Here is a 23,747-nt window from a genome sequence, read left to right as displayed (position 1 = left end):
ACAAGAACGCCAATTGAAACCCAGACAAACGAATACAGAAATGTGGCATATCCGAGCGCATATACCTTTGCTGGATAGATTAGTCGCCATAGCCACATAGCCAATAATAGAGCCGAAAAAAATGACTTGGTCAGTGCGAACTGATATCCGTTTCTATGTAAGAAAAAATAATGGACAAATGAAATATTTTCCATTAGTGCATATGCTTTTGGTTTTTGATAGTACTTTATGATCAATCCGATATCTGAGATTAATATCATTGTGACGACGATTACTGCTAACAGCGGAAATATCCTTTTCAACTACTTTCTCCAGGAATGCATAACGCCCGGCTCACGCGCCGGTTTGGAGCCGCGAAGCGGCGGAAAATCGGTCGCTGTGCAGCCGATTGTTAAAGCCTGCCAAGCCAGTACTGAGGACGTCGCCGGTCATGTGCAACAGCCAGAACCTGGAAACCATCAGGCTTCTCTCGGTAAACGATGGAAAGAGGGAACCTACGAAGGGGAGCCCTTCGGATATCTGGCGGCAACTCGACTTGCCAAGCTTTCGGTGATGCGCCAAGCAAACTGGCCAACGTTTCAAATTCCTCAATGAAAGCACCACCCAATCCTGGAACCTTTGACTCGTAATAGCCAACTGATTCCAGAAACTCGGCTTCCGCTGCCGGGTGAAAAGAATAATTCATTTGATCAGGGCTTTAGCCTTGCGGATGACTTCCTCACCGGACACAGCCTGAACTGAGCCACTATCGAGCTCTTCAGCTCTTCGCCGGGCCTCTAGCAGCCAATCTGACCTGAGCTCTTCTTCTGACGGAGACTCAAGACTCAAAACCAGTCGCTGGATCAACTGAGCCCGCTCCTCTCTAGGAAGGTGGAGCGCCTCGTTTTCAATTTTCTGGAGATTCATGGGAAAAACCTCTCATACGCGTACCGCAATCTTGCCACGGATGGGCGCTGGGTGCCACGGCTCGGTGTTTTCGCTTTAACAGTTACTAGACCACATGCGGTCAAAGTGACTAATCGTTGCTTCGATGAAGCACTCATCATTCCTCATCGAAACGCCAAAAAATTCTTCTTTAAAATCATAATGATAGGCTAAACCCCAGATCACACGCACGTACTCGCTTGACTGCAGCTTTTTGAGGATCTATTACTACTGTATAAATTTACAGCCATGGGATTATCAGCATGGATAGCCTGCCCTCCAAGCCTCGCCTGCGTGAACAGTTTCGTACTGTCATGCGTATGCATCACTACAGTATTCGTACCGAAAAAACCTACTGGTACTGGATCCGTTATTTTCTTCGTTTCCATGGCCTGCGCCACCCCTTAGAGCTGGGGCCTGCCGAGGTCAGCCATTTTCTTGGCTGGCTTGCTACTGATCGGCAGGTGGCTGCAGGTACCCAGAATCTGGCGTTGAATGCCATTGTATTTCTGTATGCCCGGGTGCTTGAACAGCCGCTAGGTGACATTGGCGAAACAGTACGCGCCAAGCGCAGTCCGCATTTGCCGGTAGTACTCAGCCATGCCGAAGCATTGGCGGTGATTGCCCAGTTGAAGCCGCCGTACGATCTGCTGGCGTCGTTGATGTACGGTGCCGGCTTTCGTGTGGTGGAGGCCACGCGCTTACGCATCAAGGATATCGATTTCCAGCGGCAGATCATTACCGTGCGTGATGGCAAGGGCGGCAAGGACCGCACTACCCTGCTGCCGGCGCCATTGGCGGAGGCTTTACGCAGTCGCATACAACACATTGAAGCCGCCTGGCGAGAGCAGCATCCGTTTTTCCATGCGCCTGTCTCCATGCCCTTTGCGCTGGCCCGCAAGTACCCGAACGCATCACGTTCGCTGGCCTGGCAATGGCTGTTCCCTTCGCCGGATGTTTGTATGAACGAGGATGGCCAGTGTGTGCGCCATCACCTGCATGTGAGTTCGGTACAGCGGGCAGTGAAACGAGCGGTTGCGGCGGCTGGCATTGATAAACCAGCCAGCTGCCATACCTTCCGCCATACCTTTGCTACTGAGCTGCTGCGTCGCGGCAGCGACATCCGCACGGTGCAAACCTTGCTGGGTCATGCCGATGTACGCACTACGCAGATTTACACCCATGTGCTGGGCCAGGGTTTTGCCGGTGTACGCAGTCCGCTGGGTTAGCCTGAGACTGTATTGGGGCACGCTACCGCCCTGCCCTGTGTTGACGAGCATGCGTTCCCTGCTGCTGTACACCGAATTGCTGTGCTTGCCTTTGCAAGTCCAGCGTTACCCCAACCACTTCACGCAGAACCCTGCTATTACTGTCGCAGTACAGTGGCAAGCGTTTACACTTGCCAGCGCCCTGCGCTTCATCCTGATACTTTAAGACTCTCCAGCATTGCCCCCATCGCCTGATGAATGGCGTGCACGGCCTTCAACGGACGTATCATCACCTTGAAATCGACAATCTGACCCTTGTCATTCCAGCGGATCATATCTACGCCATTTACTGTCACATCACCAATCAGCGTTTCAAACTCCAACACGGCCTGATTGCCGTCAACCACCTCGCGCAGGTAGCGGAAATGCCCTGGGGCATTCAGTACCTGCATGGCACCTTTCAGGTACAGGGTAGTAATTGCTTTACCCGCCTGGGGGGTGTGTACCACCGGCGAATGAAACACCACATCGTCGGCCAGTAGCTGGTCCAGTCGCCCGGCGTCCAGATCAGCCACCACCTTATGCCAGTTCTCCAGCACATAATTCATTTTGTATTGCTCCTCTGAGAGATGACTTCCATGCTGCCAAGCACCGGACTTTCAGGCAAGCAGGAGTTGTCATCCCCCCAACTGGAAGCGGTTGGTCATCAGCATCAGTTGCTGAGCCAACTCGGACAGGCCACGACTGGACTCGGCGGTCTGCTCCGAGGCAACCGCCGAGCGTTCCACGCTTTCGGCAATCACCAGCATGCTGCGATTGATATCCTCAACTACGGCGGTCTGTTCTTCGCTGGCCGTGGCAATCTGCACCGTCATCTCGTTGATCGCTGCAACCATGCGCAATATCCCGACAAGTGACTCGCAGGCGCTGTCAACCAGCTGCTGGGTATCCGCGCTCTGCGCCAGCCCGCGCTGGTTGACCTCGACCGTCACTCGGGTATCGCCCTGCAGCGCCTCAATCATCTGGCGGATTTCCTCGGTGGATATCCTTGTGCGTCCGGCCAGGGCGCGTACCTCGTCTGCCACGACGGCAAAGCCCCGACCAGAGTCGCCGGCACGTGCCGCCTCGATGGCAGCATTGAGTGCCAGCAGTCCGGTCTGTTCGGCAATGCCGTTGATCACCTGCATAACGCTGCCAATTGACTCGCTCTTGCTGGCCAGGTCCTGGATCATCCGGCTGGCGCCGCTCATTTCTGTGGCCAGTGCATTAACCTTGTCGAGTGCCTGCCCTAACAACTGCTGACCGTGCTGGGCCTGCTGGCTGGCCTGATCGGCACTGTCCGCCGCCAGCAGAGTGTTCTGCGCCACCTCTCGGGCAGCACAGCTAAGCTCAGTCACCGCAGACACTACCTGCTCGGTTTCGGCACGCTGGCGTGCCACGCCATCGGCGGTTTCCAGGGTAACGGTCGACAGTTCCTCGGCGGCCGCAGCCACCATGGCGGTGGAGTCAACCACATTGCGAATCAGGTTTTCAAAGTCGGCGGCCATGCGGTTAAGGCTGTGTGCCACATCGGCCAGTTCATCGCGTGATCTGACCTCGCAGCGACTGCGCAAGTCGCCCTCGCCAAGACGCTCACTAAGTTGCTGCAATCGGGCGATGGTCGTAATCACATCCTGATAAAAGGCGGCAAACAGATAGAGCATGCCAAGCAACACCGCCAGCATGACCAGCACAATCATGTTGCGCAGCCATTTGTCCTGCTGCAGCCGCTGCAGCAACAGAGTGTCGACACTGGGCAGTGTCCGGTCATACACCGCATAGATTTGGTCAATGGCCGCCGTGCTGGCGGTAAACAGCTGGTCGGCACTGATTGCACCCTGGGCCTCGATTACCTGCTCGCCAAGCAGGCGATTGAACTCGGCCACAGTCTCTGCAGCCTGTCGCCCCAGATCCCCCAGTTGCTCGCGCAGGGCCGGGTTATGCCGGAATACTTGTTCAAGACTGCGATCAAAGCTGCCCAGCCCTTGTTCCACCACATGCCGGTTGATCCCCAGTCGTTGCAACACCTCGCCATCCCGGCTTCCACGCGAGAGCATGCTACTGCCCAGCGCTCGCGATTGCCCCATGGCCTCGACCAATTGCGGCAGGTCATTAACCAGCAGGCCGATCAGGTAATAGCTCTCCAGCTCGGGGTCGAGCAATAACTGCTCCTCGGCGGCCATCTGCATGGCCAACTCCCTGATCAGGGTGATCAGTTCGGTATGCCGTACAAATCCCTGATCCGACTGCAATCGCGGCAGTTCGGCAGTCAACTGCGGCCAGCCAGACAAGAATGCATGCGCTGCTGGCAGTTCATGCAGGGGCAGACTACGCAGCACGTCAATATCGGCGTCCAGTTCGCTACGCAATGCACGCAGCGGCTCGGCAAAGCTGTCCTGCCCGGCCAATAGTGCCGTGCTCATGCCACGGTGGCGCTGGAGTTTGTCGAGGGTGATGCGCAGTTGTTGCAACTGCACCAGAGCTCCGCGTTCACGTTCGGTAAATGCAATGCGCTCGTTCAGCCCGGACAGCAACTGCCAGGCCATCACCGACAGCGGAACAAGAAAAATCAGCGAAACAAGAACAAACTTGCTGCGATAGCGCAGCCGACCGAGCAATGCGATGCCAGGAGCCAGAATATGAGCCATGAGTCATCCCTTACGATGGGGCGTCGATCAGGGTGATCCGGCCCCGTTGTTATTGTGTGACTAACATTCACCCCACTGTGATGCGGCTCGACAGTAACAACAGCGGAGCGAAAATGAATTGATGGCAATCAAGCACCATCGCGCTGCTGATCCGCCCACAGCCGCGCATAGGCGCCGCCAGCGGCCAGCAGCTGGGCATGCGTGCCCTGCTCCACCACCCGACCCTGATCCAGCACCAGAATCCGTTCCGCATGCACTATGGTCGACAGCCGGTGGGCTATCGCCAGGGTGGTGCGCCTGGCTGATACCGCATTCAGCGCCTCCAGGATCAGCCGCTCGGCGTGGGTATCCAGCGATGAGGTGGCCTCGTCGAGGATCAGGATCGGCGGGTTTTTCAGCAGCACCCGGGCTATGGCGATGCGCTGTTTCTCGCCGCCGGAGAGTTTCAGGCCGCGTTCGCCAACCTGGGTCTGCAGGCCGTCCGGCAGGCGCCGGACAAAATCCTCCAGCTGCGCCGCCCGCAGGGCGGCCCAGATTTGTTCCTCGCTGGCGCCCGGGCTGCCGTAGGCGATGTTGTAGCCGATGCTGTCGTTGAACAGCACGGTATCCTGCGGCACCACACCGATGGCGCGGCGCAGGCTGTGCTGGGTCAGTTCGCGCAGGTCCTGGCCATCGATGCGGATGGCGCCGCCACCCACGTCGTAGAAGCGGAACAGCAGGCGTGCCAGGGTCGACTTGCCGGCACCACTGGGGCCGACAATCGCCAGTGTATGCCCGGCCGGAATCTCGAAACTGACGCCCTGCAGAATCGGCCGCTGCGCATCGTAGGCAAAGCTCACCGCATCGAACTGCACTGTACCGCCGCGCACCTCAAGCTCATGCGCATCAGCCCGGTCCGCCACTTTCACCGGCTGCCCGAGCAGGCCGAACAGGCGCTCGATATTGGTCAGCGCCTCGCGGATCTCGCGGTAGATAAAGCCGAGGAAGTTCAGCGGAATGAACAGCTGGATCATGTAGGCATTGATCATCACCAGTTCACCCAGGGTCATCTCGCCGGCCGCCACCTGCTGCGCTGCCAGCAGCATCATCAGGGTCACCGAGCCGGCGATAATCAGTGCCTGGCCGGAGTTCAGTGCCGCCAGTGACAGGCGGTTTTTCATCCGCGCCGCTTCCCAGCCGGCCAGATGGCGGTCGTACTCCTCGGCCTCGAAACCCTCGTTGCCGAAGTACTTGACCGTTTCATAGTTGAGCAGGCTGTCCACCGCGCGGGTGTTCGAGCGGTTGTCCATCCGGTTGCTTTCGCGCACAAAGCGATTGCGCCATTCGGTACACCAGATCGAGAAGCCGCCATACAGCAGCACCGAGCCAAGCACCACCAGCGCATACAGCGGGCTGAACACGCTAAACAGGATCAGCGCGATCAGCAGGATTTCCAGCAGGGTCGGCAGGATATTGAACACCATAAAGCGCAGCAGAAAGCTGATGCCGCTGGTGCCACGCTCGATATCCCGCGCCAGTCCGCCGGTGCGTCGCGACAGGTGAAAGCCCAGATCCAGCCGGTGCAGGTGTTCGAATACCTGCAGCGATATGCGCCGCATGGCACGCTCGGCGACCCGGGCGAATACCGCGTCACGCAGCTCGGAAAAGAACACCGAGCAGAAGCGCAGCAGGCCATAGGCCGCCAGCAGCCCGAGCGGCACCAGCAGCAGCGCATCGGTGACTGATTCGAAGTGCTCGACAATCAGCTTGAGCACCCAGGGCACTGCCACCCCGGCCAGTTTGGCCAGCAGCAACAAGCCCAGCGCCAGCGCTACCCGCCCGCGAAACTCGCGCAGGTAGGGCAACAGGCTGCGAATGATCCGCCAGTTGACGGGGCCGGCGGCGTATTGACTGTCGGAATGCGGGCGCATGCTTGTGGAGTCCGGGGGCTATTGGCTTGCAGAAACGGCAGTGTGGGGAGCCATGCCGTGCTGGTCAAGCACAGCCCTCAGCCATAATTGCAGTGCATGCCGCCGAGCCGACTCCTATGCCGCATGGATCACCACACGGCTACGCCGCTCGTGATGACGCAAAACAATAGAAGCTGGTCTGGGTGCCCACGACTACCGCTTTCACCCCGCCGTCATGGCGAGGCGCGCAGCGCCGTGGCCATCCATGCGCGCCTTTATCACACCACTGGCCTGTCAATCCTCGTGCGGGATCGGGTCCGGGTTGCGGTCCCAGCCGACCATCAGCAGGGTTGCCAGTACGCCCAGGGCCAGACCGGTCCAGGGATCAAAGAACGCCAGACCGGCGCCGATCACCACTACCGTGCCGCGCGAGGTGTTGTTACGCGGTATCGATAGTGCCACATAGGCACAGGCGAAAGCGGTCAGCATCAGCGTCAGTGCCAGTGCCACATACAACAGCGGTTGCAGGCCGGTAAGCAGCGGCTTGAGGAAGAACAGCAGCGGAATGCCCATCAGGTAATAGGAGATCAGCCCGCTGTGCAGACTGTCCATCGCCTGCTTGCCCTGGGCCCAGCGCTGCACGATGATCACCTGCACACCGGTCCACATGGCGCCCTGGGTAGGGAAGAAGGGCGCGAACAGCCCGAGCAGACCATTACGGATACCGACTGACAGGTGGGTACGGGTCGGGTTGATATCGATGTGCTCATCCTGGCGATGACGCAGACCGTCACGGATCACCTCGTTGCCGGTGACCATGTCACCGAACAGGATCACATAGGTGATGATCGCCAGTGGCATGGCACTCAGGAAAATGTCCCAGCTCGGCCAGCCAATCACGAAGGGCGAGACCTTGGCAAAGGCATCGGCCACCGGCGGTAGCAGGATGCCCCACTCGATGTTGTAGCTGATCTCACCGACCATCGGGCCGACCACTGCCGCCACAAAGAAGCCCGGCAACAGGCCCAGCGCGGCAATCAGCGCCACCAGTTTGTATTTTTCGCGCAGCTTTTGCAGCGGCAGGGAAAACGAGAAGATCAGGCACACCGCGCAGGCCAGAATGATGCTCACCGGCTGGTGCGAGATAATCGAGGGCGTGCTGCCATCACCGACAAACACCCGGTACACCGCAGCAATTGCTGCGCCCAGAATGATGCCGGCTTTCAGCGTATCCGGTAGCCAGATAACGAATTTTTTGCCCAGCCCGGTGACCCCGAGCACGATCAGTAACACGGCAAAGTTGAGAGATAGCGCCGTCATCGCCTGAAAGCGGCTGACGGGATCGTCATACCCGCCAATCACGAAACTCAGCACCAGCGGCAGGGCCGGCGTTACCCAGCCGGGGGCATAGGGCTCACCAAAGAAGATCAACGCCGAGCCGATCAGGATCGAGTGGATCATCGAGATGGCAATAGCTTCCTCGTAGGACAGAGCAAACGCCGAGGTCATGATCGGCACCAGGGCCAGGCCGGTGGCAGCTGCCACAAAGAATCCCTGCAAGGCTTCCTGCCAATGGAAGCGGGTGTGGTAGAAGGGTATCCGGCAGGTGAACGGTCCCCAGCGCCAGCCGGGCAGTTCAGGTTGGGACATGGCATGACTCCATGGCTTGTTGGAATTGTTGTTGTGGCTGTCGCGGCACCCAGGCACCCCATCCAGCGCAGCCATTATGCAACGGCCAGCGACAGCGCGCATGCTCCACAAACAGGCTATCGCGGCGACCTGGCGAACTCTTGAAAATCAAATAAATCATATAAAAAACAAATAGTTGAAACAAAAAAGGATGCCTTTCAGCATCCTTTTCCAGCAACACCCGTATCATCACCCCCATGAATGCAAGCTTTCCGGATGTTTCCGGGAATCAGCCCGGCCCGGCGCCCGACTCCTGCTCCAGCCGCTGACTGACCGCATGTGGCGAGCCGGTATTGCGCGCCAGCAGGCTGTACAGCAGCGGGATGATGATCAGCGTGAGGAACATCGACACCGTCACCCCGGACATCACCACTATACCGATCACCGCCCGCGTCTCGGCCCCCGGGCCAAAGGCCATGACCAACGGCAGTGCACCGGCCACGGTGGTCACACCGGTCATCAGGATCGGCCGCAGGCGCAGGGTGCTGGCCTCGATCAGCGCTTCTTCGAAGGGCTTGCCGGCATCTCGCAACTGGTTGGCAAACTCGACGATCAGAATACCGTTCTTCGCCGCCAGCCCGATCAGCATCACCAGTCCGATCTGGCTGTACAGATTCAGGCTGTTGCCGGTCAGCCACAGCCCGAGCAAGGCCCCGCCGATCGCCATCGGCACGCCAAGCATGATCACCAGCGGATGCACGAAACTCTCGAACTGCGCCGCCAGCACCAGAAACACCACCAGCAAGCCAAGGGCAAACACGAAGGCCATGGAGCTGCCCGAATTGCGCAGATCGAGAGACTGCCCCTTGTAGTCGATGACCAGTTGCTCGGGCAAATGCTCGCGCGCCAACCGCTCGACATGATCCAGCGCGGTACCCAACGCCACGCCTTCAGCCACCGAAGCCTCGATGGTGATGGCACGGGTACGGTTGTAGCGATTCAGGCTGGTTGATCCGGCGTATTCCTCCAGCCGTACCAGATTCGATAGCGGAATCAATTCGCCACTGACGCCCGAACGCACATGGATATTTTCCAGACTGCTGAGGGTTCTCTGGGCTTCCCGCTCCCCTTCGACAATAACGTCGTATTCTTCACCATCATCCAGGTAGGTTGTCACCCGGCGTGAGCCGAGCATGGTTTCCAGGGTACGACTGATGGTCAGAACGCTCACACCCAGATCGGCCGCGCGCTGGTAATCGATATGGATTTCCAGCTGTGGCTGGGTTTCCTTGTAGTCGGAGTCAAGGTTGACCAGCCCGGGATTGTTCTCGTTGATCTTCTGCATCAGGATATCGCGCCACTCAGCCAGCTCGTCATAGCTGCCGGCACCGCCAATAACCAGCTGAAAAGGCTGCGAGCGGCTGCCGACAAAGCCCTGACGCATCAACGGAAAAGCCCGCACGCCAGGCAGGTCGGCCAAGCGCAGGCGAATATCCTGCATGATTTCAAAACCGTTGCGGCGCTTGCCCCAATCCTCCAGCACCACAATCACAAACCCTGTGTTGTAGGTGGTTACTGCACCGAAGGCGCGCGGCGCGCGCACCAGAACACGACTGATTTCACCGGCATCCACCAGTTGCATGATCCGTGACTCGACTTCATCCATGTAATCAAGCATGTAATCGTAGCTGGCGCCCTCGGGGCCGTTGACCATTACAAACAGGGTGCCGCGATCCTCGGCCGGGGTAAATTCGCTGGGAAGCTGCTGGAACAGCCACAGGGTTCCGGCAAACAACAGGGCAAACACGCCGAGCATCGGCCAACGCCAACGCAAGGTGGCACGCAGAATACAGGCATATCGGCTGCGTGCTGCGCGCAGGCTGCGCTCGACCAGGTTACTCAGCCAGTGATCATCGTCATGGGCCTTGAGCACCTTGGAAGCGAGCATGGCAGACAGGGTCAGTGCAACAAAACTGGAAAAGGCCACCGCCGCCGCCATGGTCAGCGCAAACTCGGAAAACAGCCGGCCAACATCCCCTTGCAGGAAGGCAATGGGCACAAATACCGCGATCAGTACCAGGGTGGTCGAGACCACTGCAAAACCAACCTGACGGGCACCGTAGAAGGCCGCCACCAGCGGTGTCTCACCTTCTTCGTCAATACGCCGACGAATGTTCTCCAGCACGATAATGGCATCGTCCACCACCAGCCCGATGGCCAGCACCAGCGCCAGCAGGGTCAGCAGATTGACGGTAAAACCGAACAGCAACAGCGCACTGAAGGTGGCAGTCACCGATACCGGCAGGGTCACCGCCGGAATCAGTATCGCTCGTGGACTGCCCAGAAACAGGAAGATAGCCAGCACGACCAGCACCAAGGCAATCAACAGGGTGCTGTATACCTCCTTGACTGCGCCTTCGATAAATACCGAGCCGTCATAGCTGGGTTCGATACGCATGCCTTCCGGCAGGCTGGCATTCAAGTCATCCACCACCGCTCGTGCAGCGCGCGCCACATCAATGGTATTGGCTGTCGACTGGCGTTCAAGGCCGATACCGACCATCGGCACGCCATTGCCACGAAACAGATTGCGCGCCTCTACCGTGCCACGCTCGACCCGCGCCACGTCACCAAGACGCACCAGGTAGTCGTCGCCACGGGCAATGACCAGTTGTGCAAAATCCTCCGGGGTGTTGAAGGCTCGCGCTACCCGTGCAGTGAACAAACGGGTAGCCGATTCAATGCTGCCGGCCGGCAGCTCGACATTCTCTTCTTCAAGTGCCCGTTCGACGTCCGCCGCCGTCAGGTTGCGCGCTGCCAATGCCTCGCGGTCCAGCCACACACGCATGGCGTAGGGTTGCTCACCACCCACACGCACCATGCCCACCCCGGGGATGGTGGAAAAACGGTCGACCAGATAACGGTTGGCGTAATCACTGAGTTCGGGGAGCGTCATCCGGTCGCTGGTCAGGTTCCACCAGACAATAACATCCTGGTTGGCGTCCATCTTGCGCACCTGCGGCGGATCCGCCTCATCCGGTAACGAGCGCGCCACGCCTGACACACGGTCACGGATGTCATTGGCCGCCTCGTTGACATCCATGTTAATGGAGAAACGCACGGTAATCCGTGAACGCCCGTCCTCACTAATGGACTCTATATACTCGATGCCCTCGACCCCGGCGATGCGCTCCTCCAGCACCTGGGTAATGCGCGAGTCGACCACGCTCGCCGCCGCGCCGGTGTAGGTGGTGTCAATCGACACAACTGGCGGGTCGATATCCGGGTACTCTCGCAGCGGCAGCATGCTGAATGAGACTATCCCGAAGATCACCAGCAACAGTGACAGCACGGTAGCGAATACCGGTCGCTTAACCGACACATCGGAAAGAATCATTCGCCGGTCTCCCTGCCGGCACGGCTCAGGGCATCAGCCGGTGAATCACCTGCTTTCAACTCTTGCAGGATGGATACCGGCTGACCCGGTCGCAGACGGAAGGCACCGTGCGTTACCACCTGATCACCCGCTTGCAAACCGCCGAGAATTTCCACCTCTCCCGGCAGGCGCATACCTGTATGCACCTCAACCCGCTCGACCACCAGGCCAGTTTCAGCCGCCTGCAGACGCATGACGAACTGGCGACGCCCGACCGGCAGCAGCGCTTCTTCGGGAAGCATCAATGCCTCGCGCGGCTGGGTAGCAATGCGAACCGACATGAGCATTCCCGGACGCAGTCTGCCATCAGCGTTATCGAGCATTGCCCGTACCCGAACGGATCGGGTCTGCTGTTCAACCCGAGTATCCACGACGCTTATTTCGCCGGCAAATTGCTCACCCGGCCATGCCGCCGTCCCGGCAGCGATCTGTAAGCCCGGCTGCATGGCATGCAGCAACGCCTCGGGCACACTGAAGTCCAGTTTCATGCGGCTGTCATCGTGCAGTCTGGTAATTGCCATACCGGGTGTCAGCAAGGTGCCAACACTCACTTCTCTCAGTCCTACAACGCTGTCAAACGGGGCACGTATCTGCCGGTCAGCCAGTCGCGCTTCGGCCGCACGGAGCCGAGCCCTGGCGATTTCCGCCTCGCGCTGGCGATCATCCAGCTCCTGATCAGACACAAAGCGGTTTTCCACCAATTGCCGGGCTCTCTGCAATTGCCGCTCGGCGTCGCTTGATGCAATCCGCGCCTCTTCAAGCTGTGCTTGCTGCTCTCGACTATTTAGTTCAACCAACAGGTCACCTGCAGCCACCCGTTGACCGTCGGTAAAGTGGATGCGGCTGATCACATCGCTGATGATCGAGGTAACCACTGCCGTCTCATTGGCCTGAAGCGTACCAATGGCTTCCACCCGGGTATCCAGTGCCCGGGACTCCAGGGTGCTGACAATAACCCCGAGACGTTCCTGAGCCTGCACAGGCAGTAGCAATAAACCCAGAGAAAGGATCAACGGGTAACACAATGACTTGGCAATCATGAGCTATTAACCACTTGAGAACGATTATCGTACTTTATCATGCCTGCTGCGACCACTTTTGCCTACCGCAAGCCTGCACCGGTGTGTTGCATATTCCGGGCTGCATCTGCCACTGTTGAACCTTGAATGTTGTATGCAGTCTGACCTGCAGATGCCTACCGCAAACGCTTGAACAGACCGCGCACAGGCTGAACCATTACCACTGCACGAGATCCGTTCCACCATGATGCGAACCCTTGTTGTCCTTATCATCAGCAGCTTGAGTCTTACCGCCCACGCAACCTCTCTGAGGGATCTTCGCCTGCAGGAAACCCTGAGCCAGGTTGCCGAACAAAGCAGCGAAAACACCCCAAGGGCAATCAACGACGATCTGACTGACGAAGGCTACAGCGCGCAAGGTAACGAACTGGTAAACCTGCTGTCCGCGCGTCCCGACTATGCCGCACGCCTGCAGGCCGACCCCCTGCTGGTACGCAGTCAATTGCAGGCCAGCATTTGCAGCGACCTGCGCCTGCGCAGACTGCTCGACATGGGCGCTACGCTTACCTATCACTTTGTGGTCACCGGCAACCGCCAGCCGGTACTGACCCAGAGTTTTATTGCCGAACACTGCCAGACCCTCTGATCTGCAGCAGCATGATTCAGATCAAGGGCTGCAGGGTGCACGCCCAGCATAATCAGGCTTTGCCACAAGGAACTCCCGACCATGGCCTTACTGACCTTTCATGGCGCCACCCGCCAGGTGACCGGCTCCTGCTACCTGCTGGAAGCCAACGGTGAAAAGGTGCTGCTCGAATGCGGCATGAATCAGGGCTTTCGCGATGACGAGGAAAGCAACCGCAAGCCTTTTCCGTTCGATCCGGCCAGCCTTAACGCCGTGGTTATCTCGCATGCCCATCTGGACCACTCCGGTCTGCTGCCACGCCTGGTGGCGGCCGGCTACAGCGGCCCGATCTACCTGACCCCAGACAGTGCCGACCTGCTCGGACTGATGCTGCGTGACGCCGCCGGTCTGCAGGAACGCGATGCCGAGTGGGAAAACCGCTGGCGCAGCCGCGCCGGCAAGGCCCAGGTAAGCCCGCTGTACACCATGAAGGACACAGAGGCCGCACTGGAGCTGTGCCAGCCACTGGATTACCAGCAGCCGACCATGGTCGCCCGTGGTATCGAAGTCACCTTCCACGATGCCGGGCATATCCTTGGCTCGGCGATTGTCGAACTGGTGATCCACGAGGAACACAACCTGACCCGGCGTCTGGTGTTCTCCGGCGATCTGGGCAACCCCTGCACCCCGCTGATGCGCAACCCGGCGACCCTCGAACAGGCCGATCTGGTGCTAATGGAATCAACCTATGGCGACCGCGATCACCGCGGCCTTGAAGCCACCATCGACGAGCTGCGTGAGGTGCTGCAACAGGCCTTCAAGGACGGTGGCAACGTACTGATTCCTTCCTTTGCCGTAGGCCGCACCCAGGAACTGCTGTATTTCCTCGGCAAGCTGTATCAGGAAGGCTCGCTGAGGCAGCAGGCGGTATTCCTCGACAGCCCGATGGCGATTGCCGCGACGCGCATCTACGACCGCTACCACCACCGTTTCGATGCCGACGACCGCGAACTGATCGAAAGCAACGGCAAGGGCAAGCTGTCCAGCTGGCTGCCGATCCTCAAGTGCACCGCCACCCCGGATGAGTCAATGGCAATCAACCGTATCAAAAGCGGCGCCATCATCATTGCCGGCAGCGGCATGTGCACTGGCGGGCGTATAGTTCACCACTTCAAGCACAACCTGTGGCGCGAGGAATGCCATGTGATCTTCCCCGGCTTCCAGGCCAAGGGCACCCTCGGGCGGCGTCTGGTAGACGGTGCCCGCAATGTGCGGGTGATTCACCAGAGCCTGGTGGTCAAGGCGCAACTGCATACCCTTGGTGGGCTGTCCGCACATGCCGGTCAAGGCCAGTTGATCGACTGGCTAAGTCACTTCAAAAAGTGTCCGGAAATCTATCTGGTGCATGGCGAGCTGGAAAAAAGCCAGATACTGGCCGAGGCCATCCACGAGCGCCTGGGCTGGCCGGCCAGCATTCCTGAAAAAGGCGAGCAGATCGCTTTCTGAGTACCGGTCCACTGATGCGGGGCGTGAAGCCTCGCTCAGAACCCGCGGTACTGCATAAAGCGCAATTGCCGCGCCCGCTCGCGCGGTTCACTGGCCCGGCCCTCGGGAAAGCGCTTGGCAAACACCTGCGCTTCCAGCGCCGCCCAGTCCCACTGCTGATCCTGCAGCACCCGTTCAACCAGCGCACTGCCGACCCCGCGCAGGCGCAGCTCCTCGCGTAGCCGCTGCGGGCCGATACCGCGCTGGCTGCGGGCATGTACATAGGCCTCGCAGAAACGCGCATCACTCAGCAGACCATCCTCTTCCAGCCGGTCCAGCTCGGCGTCCAGCAGGCTGCGTGCGGACACCCGTGGCTGCAGCTTGCGCAATAACTCGGCACGGCTGTGCTCACGGCGCGCCAGCAGGTCCATGGCGGCCCGCCGCACAGCCAACGGGGTTTCCAGCGGTTTGCGACTGAACATGGCAACTCTCCGGTGATGACTTGGGCCTCAATGCAAACGGGCCGCCCGCAGGCAGCCCGTTACTCACTCGCCGCGCCTGAGCAATGCCTCAGGCGTCCAGCTCGGCATCATCCTCGACCGTCGCCTTGGCACTGCCGGGCTTGGCCAACAACTGTTCACGGATGGCCTTTTCGATCTCATCGGCAATTGCCTGGTTGTCCTCAAGGAACTTGGCGGCATTCGCCTTGCCCTGACCGATCTTGCTGCCCTTGTAGCTGTACCAGGCACCAGACTTCTCGACCAGACCGATCTGCACGCCCAGATCAATGATCTCGGCATTGTGATAAATACCGCTGCCGTAAAGGATCTGGAACTCGGCCTGCTTGAACGGCGGCGCCACCTTGTTCTTCACCACCTTGACGCGGGTCTCGCTGCCGACCACCTCATCACCGTCCTTGACCGCGCCGGTACGACGGATATCAAGACGCACCGAGGCATAGAACTTCAACGCGTTGCCACCGGTGGTGGTTTCCGGGTTGCCGAACATCACGCCGATCTTCATGCGGATCTGGTTGATAAAGATCACCAGACAGTTGGCATTCTTGATGTTGCCGGTGATCTTGCGCAGCGCCTGGGACATCAGCCGCGCCTGCACACCAACGTGGTGATCACCCATCTCGCCCTCGATCTCGGCCTTGGGCACCAGTGCCGCTACCGAGTCGACGATGATCACGTCAACCGCATTCGAGCGCACCAGCATGTCGGTGATTTCCAGTGCCTGCTCGCCGGTATCCGGCTGCGACACCAGCAGGTCATCAACATTCACCCCCAGCTTGCCGGCGTATTCCGGGTCAAGGGCGTGTTCGGCATCAACGAAGGCACAGGTGGCACCCTGCTTCTGCGCCTGGGCAATCACCGACAGGGTCAGGGTGGTCTTGCCCGAGGATTCCGGGCCGTAGATTTCAACGATACGACCCTTCGGCAGACCGCCAATACCGAGGGCGATGTCGAGACCCAGAGAGCCGGTGGAGATCGCCGGAATGGCCTGACGCTCATGGTCACCCATGCGCATCACCGCACCCTTGCCGAACTGCCGCTCGATCTGGCTCAGCGCGGCGGCCAGAGCCTTTTTCTTGTTCTCGTCCATTGTGCATCCTCATTGACGTGACGGTGAAACAGCCGCCCCGGACTGCACCACGGGGCAAGTACTGTATATTTGGTCAGCATTATTCCACAGAAAAAACCGGTCGGCTACCCCGGATTTGACCGCCGGTCAGCTGCGCGGTGGCAGCGCCTCGGCACAGGCCAGTAGCCCCTCCAATGCGCGCAGCACCGTCTGCGCACGTACCGCCCGGCGGTTACCACCAAATCGGCGGCACTCACTGACCAACTTGCCATCGGCCGCAGCCCAGGCAAACCAGACGGTGCCCACCGGCTTTTCCGGGCTGCCGCCATCCGGCCCGGCAATCCCGCTGACCGCCACCGCCAGATCGGCAGCCGCCAGCCGCAGCGCGCCCTGTGCCATGGCCCGCACCACCACTTCGCTGACTGCCCCCTGACTGGCCAGATCCGCCTCACTAACCCCGAGCAAACCGGCCTTGCTGGCATTCGCGTAGGTGACAAAGCCGCTCTCGAACCAGGCCGAGCTGCCGCTGACGCGGGTAATCGCCTCGGCAATCCCGCCACCGGTGCAGGACTCCGCCGTGGTCACCCGCAACCGCTTGTCAGCCAGGCGCTTGCCAAGCCGCGCAGCGGCCGTGTCGATCAGCGGATCATAGTCGGACATGTGTTCTCCTTGCGGTGGTTTGCGTAGACTAACGGGCTGTCTGATGACCCGCCCCACCACTTTAGCGAATTTCACCGAGCACCGATGAAAAACGACAAGGCCGCACAGTCGCAACACACGCCCATGATGCAGCAGTACCTGACCATCAAGCGCGAACACCCAGACCAGTTGCTGTTCTACCGCATGGGCGACTTCTACGAGCTGTTCTACGACGACGCGAAAAAAGCCTCGCGGCTGCTCGACATAACCCTCACTGCGCGCGGCCAATCCGCCGGCCAGCCGATCCCGATGGCCGGCATTCCGTTCCATTCCGCCGAAGGCTACCTGGCCAAGCTGGTCAAGCTTGGCGAGTCAGTGGCGATCTGCGAGCAGATCGGCGACCCGGCCACCAGCAAGGGCCCGGTCGAGCGCCAGGTAGTGCGCATCATCACCCCCGGCACAGTCAGCGACGAAGCCCTGCTCGATGAGCGCCGCGACAACCTGCTGGCCGCCCTGCTCGGCGGCGAGCGACTGTTCGGACTGGCCACCCTGGATATCAACAGCGGCCGCTTCAGCGTGATGGAGCTGAGCGGCTGGGAAGCGCTGCTCGGCGAGCTGGAACGACTGGCCCCGGCGGAACTGCTGATCCCCGACGACTGGGAGCGCGACACGCCAATCGAGCGCCGCCGCGCCGTGCGTCGCCGGGCGCCCTGGGAGTTCGAACGTGACAGTGCATTCAAGGCGCTGACCCGCCAGTTCGGCACCCAGGACCTGATCGGCTTCGGCTGCCAGGATCTGACCCTGGGCATCGCCGCTGCCGGCGCCCTGCTCGGCTATGCCCGGGAAACCCAGCGCACTGCCCTGCCACATATCCGCTCGATCAGCCAGGAGCGTTTCGAGGACAGCGTGGTGATCGACGGTGCCAGCCGGCGCAACCTGGAGATCGACAGCAACCTCGGCGGCGGCCGCGAGAACACCCTGCTGGACGTACTCGACCACACCGCCACGGCGATGGGCAGCCGCCTGCTGTGCCGCTGGCTGAACCGACCACTGCGCGACCTGCAGGTGCTGCGTGGCCGTCAGGACAGCATCCGCTGCCTGCTTGAGCAGCATGCTCACGAAGAGCTCAAGCCGATGCTCAAGGGCATAGGTGATATTGAACGGATTCTCGCCCGGGTTGCCCTGCGCTCGGCCCGTCCACGCGATCTGGCACGCCTGCGCGATGCGCTGGCGCTGCTGCCGGAACTGCAACAGCAACTGACGTCCCTGCAGCAGGCGCACCTGCAACAGCTGGCCAGCCAGATCGGCTGCTGGCCGGAGCAGGCCGAACTGCTGGCCCGTGCGGTGATCGACAACCCGCCGGCGGTGATCCGTGATGGCGGAGTGATTCGCGAAGGCTATGACGCCGAGCTGGACGAGCTGCAGAACATCAGCGAGAACGCCGGGCAGTACCTGATCGACCTGGAGCAACGCGAGCGCGAGCGCAGCGGCCTGTCGACCCTGAAGGTCGGCTACAACCGGGTGCATGGCTATTACATCGAGCTGTCACGCGGCCAGGCCGAACAGGCCCCGGCCGACTATATCCGCCGGCAGACCCTGAAGGGCGCCGAGCGTTTCATCACGCCGGAACTCAAGGCCTTCGAAGACAAGGCCCTGTCGGCCCGCAGCCGCGCGCTGGCGCGGGAAAAGCAGCTGTATGACGAGCTGCTGGAAGCACTCAACCAGCCACTGGCCGGCCTGCAGGACAGCGCCGCCGCGCTGGCCGAACTGGATGTGCTGGGCAATCTGGCCGAGCGTGCCAGCAGCCTCGACTACTGCTGCCCGCGGTTTGTCGAGGGTAGCCAGTTGCTGATTGAGGACGGTCGTCACCCGGTGGTCGAACAGGTGCTGGATACCCCCTTTGTCGCCAACGATGTGAGCCTGGATGACGACACCCGCATGCTGGTGATCACCGGCCCGAACATGGGCGGTAAATCCACCTACATGCGCCAGACCGCACTGATTGTGCTGCTGGCGCATATCGGCAGCTTCGTTCCGGCGCGGCGGGTCGAACTGTCCTGCGTTGACCGCATCTTCACCCGCATCGGCTCCAGCGACGATCTGGCCGGTGGCCGTTCGACCTTTATGGTGGAAATGAGCGAAACCGCCAACATCCTCAACAACGCCAGCAGCGCCAGTCTGGTACTGATGGACGAAGTGGGTCGCGGCACCAGCACCTTCGACGGCCTGTCACTGGCCTGGGCTGCCGCCGAGCACCTGGCCAGACTGCGCGCCTTCAGCCTGTTCGCCACCCATTACTTTGAACTGACCTCGCTGGCCGACAGCGACCAGGGCGTGGCCAACGTGCACCTGAATGCCACCGAGCACAACGAACGCATCGTGTTCCTGCACAAGGTCCAGCCCGGCCCGGCCAGCCAGAGCTACGGACTACAGGTAGCGCAACTGGCCGGGGTGCCGGCGCCGGTGATTGCCCGTGCCCGTGAGCACCTGCACCAGCTTGAGCAACAGAGTCTGCAGCAGTCTGCCAGCAGCCATCCGCAGGCCGCCAGCCAGCCACTGCAGAGCGACCTGTTTGCCAGCACACCACACCCGCTGATCGAGGCACTTGAACGCCTGCAACCGGATGACCTGAGCCCGCGTCAGGCGCTGGAACTGCTGTACCGCTGGAAAGGCGAATTGCACTGAACTATCAAGAAAATGAGTATTATTCGCAACAAATAGCGGACAACAGCCGATAACGACCAAAATACCCGCGCCAGTCTGTACCGCTACGCAAAAACTGCTAGACTACGCGCCACGTTTCGCGACGACCGCCTGATTCTGATGGAGACCTGCCATGACCTTTGTTGTTACCGACAACTGCATCAAGTGCAAATACACCGATTGCGTTGAGGTCTGCCCTGTCGACTGTTTCTACGAAGGCCCGAACTTCCTGGTCATTCACCCCGACGAGTGCATCGACTGTGCCCTGTGCGAGCCCGAATGCCCGGCCAATGCGATCTTCTCAGAGGACGAAGTGCCCGAGGATCAGCAGGAGTTCACCGCCCTGAACGCGGAACTGGCGGACATCTGGCCGAACATCGCCGAGAAGAAGGACGCCCTGCCGGATGCCGAGGAATGGGACGGCGTACCGGACAAGCTGCAGTATCTGGAGCGCTGATTCAGTCGCCCTCACCAAGCAGCAAAAAAGGCCAGCGTATTGCTGGCCTTTTTTATGCCTGACCGGAAACGCTTTAACGCACCCCAGAATCGCCGGATTGCACCCGGCATTAGCAGTAAAAATCACCCCGATAAGGCTGTGAGGGAAGGACTAAAGTTGCCCACAGAAGCTGTGGATAACTCTGTGCAAAGTCCTTTGAAAACCCTCCCCGCCCCTAGTACTTGGTAGCCTGCGGCAATCTGCACAAAAAACGAACAGAAATAAAATAGTTCTTTATATTCAACAACTTGACAAAAAACAGGCGAATTTGTCAAAAAAAATCAAACGGGGGATTGACAGCCTGCAGCTCCCTCGAAGTCAATGTGCACAACCTTCACCTGCCAAGGCCCTGTAACTGCTGCAACAGGACATTCGCGTCAGCCGCTGCCGGGCTGCGCGGGTACTCCCGTTGCAAATAGCGCAACCGCTGCTGGCCCTCGTCAGCACGGCCGGTTTCCAGTGCCAGTCTGGCCAGACGATACTCAGCCGCAGCCATTGCATCGTGCAACTGCTGCAAATGGTTCGCCGCATCCTGGCGATAGGCCGACAACGGATACTCACGAACAAAAGCGGCATAACGCTGGTGGGCCTCGCGTCCAAGCACCAGCCGCTGCCGGTCGTCTTCGCCGGCCAACTGGAAACGCAGCAGGCTGGTAACTGCCTGCAGATAGGCAGCGTAATCTGCATGGGCCGTCTGCCGGCTGCTGGCCGTGTAGGTCTTCAACAAGCCTTCGGCAGCGTCCGTCTGCATTTGCTGAACGCAAACCCAGGCCGCCTGCAACAGCAGATCCGGTTCACGCAACGACTGTACTCGTCCACTCAGCTCCTCATCGCAACGCCCATTATCCAGTTGCAGCAATACTTCACTGCGCCTGGCTTCCACCGCCGGACCAGAGGTGCTGGCACACCCAGCCAGCCACAGCGCGGCCACAATCAAGATCAGAATTCTCATTGCAGACTCGCCTCCCATTCAATCCAGCCTTCGGCATCCGCCCGCCCAAGTAACGACAAGGCCGACCCCAGTGCCGGGTCTGCCTGCGGCCTTGCCTGCAGGCCGGTATCCAGGAACATTGGCCGGGTTGGCTGCCAGCGCGCATTGCCGCGCAGCCCCAACGGACCGCCCTGGTCAGCCAACGTCAGCGTCAGCCAGCCATCCTCGGCACGCAACGCCGCCTGCAGATCACCGAGCGCCAAGGGAACCGGCAGCCCGGCAGCGGCACCACGCCAGGTCAGCCAGCCTTCGGCATGGGTCACCTGCGACGGCTCGGCCAGTTCAATCCGCTCGATATCCAGCAACCAGCGCCCTTCAAGAATGAACGGGGCACGGTGAAGTGCAGCCATGCCCTGGGCGTCCAGCTCACCCTGGACTGAAGAGAGTTGCAGCCGACCCGGAGCGGCAAGCAGGCGGGCGCTTACCTGTCCCTGACGGGGCAACCAGTGCAGGTCAGCGACAAGACGCAAACGCAGCAACCCGGACGGGCGCACCTTCCAGCTCAGCTGGCCGTGGTCCAACCCCTGCAAGTGCAATCCCAGCACGCGGCCACGCCAGACCGTGCCCTGTACTTTCTGCACCTGTATATCGCCCGGTAATTGGCCGGCAATCTGCTGCCATACCAGCGATGCCGGCAAAAACCACAAGAGCCCAAACAAATAGCCTGTCAGCAACGCAACAACCGCAGCAATACGCAATGACCTCATGGAGCCGGCTCCAGCAGCAGCCGCGCAGACACCTGCCCCGGCTCGCTACCACGATCAAAAGCCAACTGGGTGACTTGCAGGGCATTGCGTTGTTCAAGTTCAGCCAGCCAGGCCATCAGCCGGTCAAAGGCTACAGCTTCCAGCCAGAGTCGCGCGCCCTGGCCTTCCGGCTGGATTCGCTCCAGCTGCTCGCGCAACCCGGCCGCACTGGCCGACACTTCGACCAATGACAGGATCGAGCCGGCGCTCGGACGCTGAACGCTGGCCCTGCCTGAACCGGCTGCACGCCGGCGTACTTCAGGCGCCACCTGCTGCATCCATGACAAATCGGCTTGCAGCTGTGCATTATCTGCACGTAACTGCTCGCGCTTGAGCTGCAACGGCTCCCACAGCAGCAACCAACCCAGAATCGCCGTCAGCGCCAGCGAACCAAATAACAGCACACGCTGGTCCCGAGCCGGTAGTGTTGCCCACCAATCTTTCATGTTCCCCTCCGGCTTACACGCAGACGCGCACTGACACTCTCACCTGCCGAATCGGCACCCTGCAGTTGCTCCTGCAGGGTTCCGCGCCCTGCGAGTGCCTCTCGCAAGGCTTCAAGCTCGGCATAACTGCCCAGTTCCAGTTCCATTTCCAGCTCACTGCCACTGGCCCGCAACTGCTTCAGGGTTACCCGTGGCTGCTGACGCAGCGTGTCCAGCACGTCATACAGCAAATTACCCATGCCCGGCTTTGACTGGCTGTTGCTGGCGGATGCCCCGAGCAGTTGCCGGAATTGCTCAACCGGCATCACCCGTGTGCTGCCCGGCAGGGTTGTATCAAAAAGCGCGTCAATCGCATCCGCAGTCTGCATGCGCTGGCGTTCCAGCAGCCAGGTTTCTGCGGCCAGTTGCAACCAGCCAAGCGCCAGCAACAGCACGGCAACCCAGGCCAAAGGGCGCAGGCGTTGCCAGCTGGCCGATTGCTCACGTACGGCAAAATCACCCGTCAACAGGTTCAGCGGCACCTTGTTGCGCATGGGCTGCAACCAGTGCTGCATGTCAACCGCTGTCTGTTGTTGCAGGCTGACGCCGGCGGGCAACCCGGCGGCCGACAGGTCACAACCCAGCGCTACCACGTCGGGTGCAGGTTCGCCCAGCTGTGCCAAGGTGCGCGGCAGCCATAGCCCGAGCAACGAAGATTCGACCAGTTGCGCTTCCTGCCCCGGCACCAGCGCCAGCAGCGCGCCCTCGGCCTGTGGCCAGTTGGCTGGCAGCAACACCAGCTGCTGAGGCTCACGCCAGCGCTCGAACAGCAATGCCACCGGCACCAGTGCCGTTGCCCGCATACCGGCGCGGGTCACCAGTTCAAGCCAGCCCTGCAACAACTGACGATCAACCACCGCTGCCAGTAGCCGGCCATCCTCACGACGCGGACCGGCAACCAGGTGCACTTCATCCAGCTCCTGACTCAGTTGCTCTTCCAGCGCATAGGGCAAGGCCGCGCGTATGGCTGCCGGCCGTCTGGACGGCAGATCAACACGCAGCAGCGCCACCGAGCCAGCCGGTGCCAGCAATCGCAAGGGCATTCCGGGATACTTCTGGCCCAGCAAGACCAGAGTGTCACAGCCGCAAGCGGCCACCATGCCGTCACCGTCAAGCTGCCACCAGGGCAACGGCGCCGCGTCCTGCCCGGCTGCGGGCAACCGCTCGGGCATCAGTACTATCAACATGACTGCCTCTG

The 23,747-nt window shown here is 60.4% G+C and carries 21 protein-coding genes; 6 read left to right on the top strand and 15 right to left on the bottom strand.

Annotation, left to right across the window (positions count from 1 at the left end):
- Nucleotides 1-228: 228 nt before the first annotated feature.
- Nucleotides 229-594: an HAD family hydrolase gene (locus BMZ23_RS14860; RefSeq protein ID WP_143069600.1), complete on the top strand. Its 366-nt coding sequence runs from the start codon at nucleotides 229-231 to the stop codon at nucleotides 592-594.
- An 87-nt stretch (nucleotides 595-681) separates the two neighbouring features.
- On the opposite strand, the gene BMZ23_RS13660 is transcribed toward BMZ23_RS14860, so the two are convergent.
- Entirely contained in the window at nucleotides 682-906 is a 225-nt protein-coding gene (locus BMZ23_RS13660) for an addiction module protein (protein WP_093478582.1), read from the bottom strand.
- A 281-nt stretch (nucleotides 907-1,187) separates the two neighbouring features.
- Between BMZ23_RS13660 and BMZ23_RS13655 the strand changes: the two genes are divergently transcribed.
- Entirely contained in the window at nucleotides 1,188-2,153 is a 966-nt protein-coding gene (locus tag BMZ23_RS13655) for an integron integrase (RefSeq protein WP_177197293.1), read from the top strand.
- Nucleotides 2,154-2,341: 188 nt separating this feature from the next.
- Here BMZ23_RS13655 and BMZ23_RS13650 read toward each other — a convergent pair whose 3' ends face one another.
- From BMZ23_RS13650 to BMZ23_RS13625, 7 genes are all read right to left on the bottom strand, one after another.
- The gene (locus BMZ23_RS13650) at nucleotides 2,342-2,740 is read right to left on the bottom strand and encodes a nuclear transport factor 2 family protein (RefSeq protein WP_093478579.1); all 399 of its coding nucleotides are present in this window, start codon (nucleotides 2,738-2,740) and stop codon (nucleotides 2,342-2,344) included.
- Between the two features lie 69 nt (nucleotides 2,741-2,809).
- Complete coding sequence (locus BMZ23_RS13645) at nucleotides 2,810-4,819, bottom strand: methyl-accepting chemotaxis protein (RefSeq protein ID WP_093478576.1); 2,010 nt, start codon at nucleotides 4,817-4,819, stop codon at nucleotides 2,810-2,812.
- A gap of 128 nt (nucleotides 4,820-4,947) precedes the next feature.
- Nucleotides 4,948-6,729 (bottom strand): ABCB family ABC transporter ATP-binding protein/permease, encoded by a 1,782-nt coding sequence (locus BMZ23_RS13640; RefSeq protein ID WP_093478573.1) that lies wholly within the window; start codon nucleotides 6,727-6,729, stop codon nucleotides 4,948-4,950.
- A 273-nt stretch (nucleotides 6,730-7,002) separates the two neighbouring features.
- Nucleotides 7,003-8,358, bottom strand: coding sequence for a hypothetical protein (locus BMZ23_RS13635; RefSeq protein ID WP_093478570.1), 1,356 nt, complete (start codon nucleotides 8,356-8,358; stop codon nucleotides 7,003-7,005).
- Nucleotides 8,345-8,596: a hypothetical protein gene (locus tag BMZ23_RS14855; protein WP_143069599.1), complete on the bottom strand. Its 252-nt coding sequence runs from the start codon at nucleotides 8,594-8,596 to the stop codon at nucleotides 8,345-8,347. The genes BMZ23_RS13635 and BMZ23_RS14855 overlap by 14 nt, the downstream gene beginning before the upstream one ends.
- A gap of 30 nt (nucleotides 8,597-8,626) precedes the next feature.
- The gene (locus BMZ23_RS13630) at nucleotides 8,627-11,734 is read right to left on the bottom strand and encodes an efflux RND transporter permease subunit (protein WP_093478567.1); all 3,108 of its coding nucleotides are present in this window, start codon (nucleotides 11,732-11,734) and stop codon (nucleotides 8,627-8,629) included.
- A complete protein-coding gene (locus BMZ23_RS13625) occupies nucleotides 11,731-12,813 on the bottom strand; it encodes an efflux RND transporter periplasmic adaptor subunit (protein ID WP_093478564.1) in 1,083 nt (360 codons plus the stop codon). The genes BMZ23_RS13630 and BMZ23_RS13625 overlap by 4 nt, the downstream gene beginning before the upstream one ends.
- 223 nt (nucleotides 12,814-13,036) lie before the next feature.
- Between BMZ23_RS13625 and BMZ23_RS13620 the strand changes: the two genes are divergently transcribed.
- A complete protein-coding gene (locus BMZ23_RS13620) occupies nucleotides 13,037-13,438 on the top strand; it encodes a PA3611 family quorum-sensing-regulated virulence factor (protein WP_093478561.1) in 402 nt (133 codons plus the stop codon).
- 81 nt (nucleotides 13,439-13,519) lie between these two features.
- The gene (locus BMZ23_RS13615) at nucleotides 13,520-14,923 is read left to right on the top strand and encodes an MBL fold metallo-hydrolase RNA specificity domain-containing protein (RefSeq protein ID WP_093478558.1); all 1,404 of its coding nucleotides are present in this window, start codon (nucleotides 13,520-13,522) and stop codon (nucleotides 14,921-14,923) included.
- Between the two features lie 35 nt (nucleotides 14,924-14,958).
- On the opposite strand, the gene BMZ23_RS13610 is transcribed toward BMZ23_RS13615, so the two are convergent.
- From BMZ23_RS13610 to BMZ23_RS13600, 3 genes are all read right to left on the bottom strand, one after another.
- Nucleotides 14,959-15,384 (bottom strand): regulatory protein RecX, encoded by a 426-nt coding sequence (locus BMZ23_RS13610; RefSeq protein WP_093478555.1) that lies wholly within the window; start codon nucleotides 15,382-15,384, stop codon nucleotides 14,959-14,961.
- Nucleotides 15,385-15,472: 88 nt separating this feature from the next.
- Entirely contained in the window at nucleotides 15,473-16,510 is a 1,038-nt protein-coding gene (gene recA / locus BMZ23_RS13605; protein WP_093478552.1) for a recombinase RecA, read from the bottom strand.
- 126 nt (nucleotides 16,511-16,636) lie between these two features.
- The gene (locus BMZ23_RS13600) at nucleotides 16,637-17,149 is read right to left on the bottom strand and encodes a CinA family protein (protein WP_093478549.1); all 513 of its coding nucleotides are present in this window, start codon (nucleotides 17,147-17,149) and stop codon (nucleotides 16,637-16,639) included.
- A gap of 84 nt (nucleotides 17,150-17,233) precedes the next feature.
- Here BMZ23_RS13600 and mutS point away from each other — a divergent pair, with 84 nt between their 5' ends.
- Nucleotides 17,234-19,813, top strand: coding sequence for a DNA mismatch repair protein MutS (gene mutS / locus BMZ23_RS13595; protein ID WP_245748240.1), 2,580 nt, complete (start codon nucleotides 17,234-17,236; stop codon nucleotides 19,811-19,813).
- A gap of 151 nt (nucleotides 19,814-19,964) precedes the next feature.
- Entirely contained in the window at nucleotides 19,965-20,288 is a 324-nt protein-coding gene (gene fdxA / locus BMZ23_RS13590; RefSeq protein WP_093478546.1) for a ferredoxin FdxA, read from the top strand.
- A 373-nt stretch (nucleotides 20,289-20,661) separates the two neighbouring features.
- Here the strand turns inward: fdxA and bamD are convergent, their stop codons facing one another.
- Genes bamD through gspL form a run of 4 tightly spaced genes read right to left on the bottom strand, consistent with a single transcriptional unit; the run spans nucleotide 20,662 to nucleotide 23,736 of the window.
- On the bottom strand, nucleotides 20,662-21,279 hold the full coding sequence (bamD, locus tag BMZ23_RS13585; protein WP_177197292.1) for an outer membrane protein assembly factor BamD: 618 nt from the start codon (nucleotides 21,277-21,279) through the stop codon (nucleotides 20,662-20,664).
- Nucleotides 21,276-22,025, bottom strand: a complete 750-nt coding sequence (locus BMZ23_RS13580; protein ID WP_093478540.1) for a type II secretion system protein N — start codon at nucleotides 22,023-22,025, stop codon at nucleotides 21,276-21,278. Before BMZ23_RS13580 ends, bamD begins: the two co-directional genes overlap by 4 nt.
- Nucleotides 22,022-22,510: a type II secretion system protein GspM gene (gspM, locus tag BMZ23_RS13575; protein ID WP_093478537.1), complete on the bottom strand. Its 489-nt coding sequence runs from the start codon at nucleotides 22,508-22,510 to the stop codon at nucleotides 22,022-22,024. Before gspM ends, BMZ23_RS13580 begins: the two co-directional genes overlap by 4 nt.
- On the bottom strand, nucleotides 22,507-23,736 hold the full coding sequence (gspL, locus tag BMZ23_RS13570; RefSeq protein ID WP_177197291.1) for a type II secretion system protein GspL: 1,230 nt from the start codon (nucleotides 23,734-23,736) through the stop codon (nucleotides 22,507-22,509). Before gspL ends, gspM begins: the two co-directional genes overlap by 4 nt.
- Between the last annotated feature and the right edge of the window lie 11 nt (nucleotides 23,737-23,747).

Source organism: Halopseudomonas yangmingensis (assembly GCF_900114825.1).
GTDB lineage: Bacteria > Pseudomonadota > Gammaproteobacteria > Pseudomonadales > Pseudomonadaceae > Halopseudomonas > Halopseudomonas yangmingensis.
Note: the sequence above shows the minus strand (reverse complement) of the source record. Positions and strands in the feature narration are given on the sequence as shown.

What these genes read in the sequence shown, in the direction of transcription:
- BMZ23_RS14860 (WP_143069600.1), top strand. Translation starts at nt 229, where the DNA reads ATGATCAATCCGATATCTGAGATTAATATCATTGTGACGACGATTACT.
- BMZ23_RS13660 (WP_093478582.1), bottom strand. Translation starts at nt 906, where the DNA reads ATGAATCTCCAGAAAATTGAAAACGAGGCGCTCCACCTTCCTAGAGAG.
- BMZ23_RS13655 (WP_177197293.1), top strand. Translation starts at nt 1,188, where the DNA reads ATGGATAGCCTGCCCTCCAAGCCTCGCCTGCGTGAACAGTTTCGTACT.
- BMZ23_RS13650 (WP_093478579.1), bottom strand. Translation starts at nt 2,740, where the DNA reads ATGAATTATGTGCTGGAGAACTGGCATAAGGTGGTGGCTGATCTGGAC.
- BMZ23_RS13645 (WP_093478576.1), bottom strand. Translation starts at nt 4,819, where the DNA reads ATGGCTCATATTCTGGCTCCTGGCATCGCATTGCTCGGTCGGCTGCGC.
- BMZ23_RS13640 (WP_093478573.1), bottom strand. Translation starts at nt 6,729, where the DNA reads ATGCGCCCGCATTCCGACAGTCAATACGCCGCCGGCCCCGTCAACTGG.
- BMZ23_RS13635 (WP_093478570.1), bottom strand. Translation starts at nt 8,358, where the DNA reads ATGTCCCAACCTGAACTGCCCGGCTGGCGCTGGGGACCGTTCACCTGC.
- BMZ23_RS14855 (WP_143069599.1), bottom strand. Translation starts at nt 8,596, where the DNA reads ATGGGGGTGATGATACGGGTGTTGCTGGAAAAGGATGCTGAAAGGCAT.
- BMZ23_RS13630 (WP_093478567.1), bottom strand. Translation starts at nt 11,734, where the DNA reads ATGATTCTTTCCGATGTGTCGGTTAAGCGACCGGTATTCGCTACCGTG.
- BMZ23_RS13625 (WP_093478564.1), bottom strand. Translation starts at nt 12,813, where the DNA reads ATGATTGCCAAGTCATTGTGTTACCCGTTGATCCTTTCTCTGGGTTTA.
- BMZ23_RS13620 (WP_093478561.1), top strand. Translation starts at nt 13,037, where the DNA reads ATGATGCGAACCCTTGTTGTCCTTATCATCAGCAGCTTGAGTCTTACC.
- BMZ23_RS13615 (WP_093478558.1), top strand. Translation starts at nt 13,520, where the DNA reads ATGGCCTTACTGACCTTTCATGGCGCCACCCGCCAGGTGACCGGCTCC.
- BMZ23_RS13610 (WP_093478555.1), bottom strand. Translation starts at nt 15,384, where the DNA reads ATGTTCAGTCGCAAACCGCTGGAAACCCCGTTGGCTGTGCGGCGGGCC.
- recA (WP_093478552.1), bottom strand. Translation starts at nt 16,510, where the DNA reads ATGGACGAGAACAAGAAAAAGGCTCTGGCCGCCGCGCTGAGCCAGATC.
- BMZ23_RS13600 (WP_093478549.1), bottom strand. Translation starts at nt 17,149, where the DNA reads ATGTCCGACTATGATCCGCTGATCGACACGGCCGCTGCGCGGCTTGGC.
- mutS (WP_245748240.1), top strand. Translation starts at nt 17,234, where the DNA reads ATGAAAAACGACAAGGCCGCACAGTCGCAACACACGCCCATGATGCAG.
- fdxA (WP_093478546.1), top strand. Translation starts at nt 19,965, where the DNA reads ATGACCTTTGTTGTTACCGACAACTGCATCAAGTGCAAATACACCGAT.
- bamD (WP_177197292.1), bottom strand. Translation starts at nt 21,279, where the DNA reads ATGAGAATTCTGATCTTGATTGTGGCCGCGCTGTGGCTGGCTGGGTGT.
- BMZ23_RS13580 (WP_093478540.1), bottom strand. Translation starts at nt 22,025, where the DNA reads ATGAGGTCATTGCGTATTGCTGCGGTTGTTGCGTTGCTGACAGGCTAT.
- gspM (WP_093478537.1), bottom strand. Translation starts at nt 22,510, where the DNA reads ATGAAAGATTGGTGGGCAACACTACCGGCTCGGGACCAGCGTGTGCTG.
- gspL (WP_177197291.1), bottom strand. Translation starts at nt 23,736, where the DNA reads ATGTTGATAGTACTGATGCCCGAGCGGTTGCCCGCAGCCGGGCAGGAC.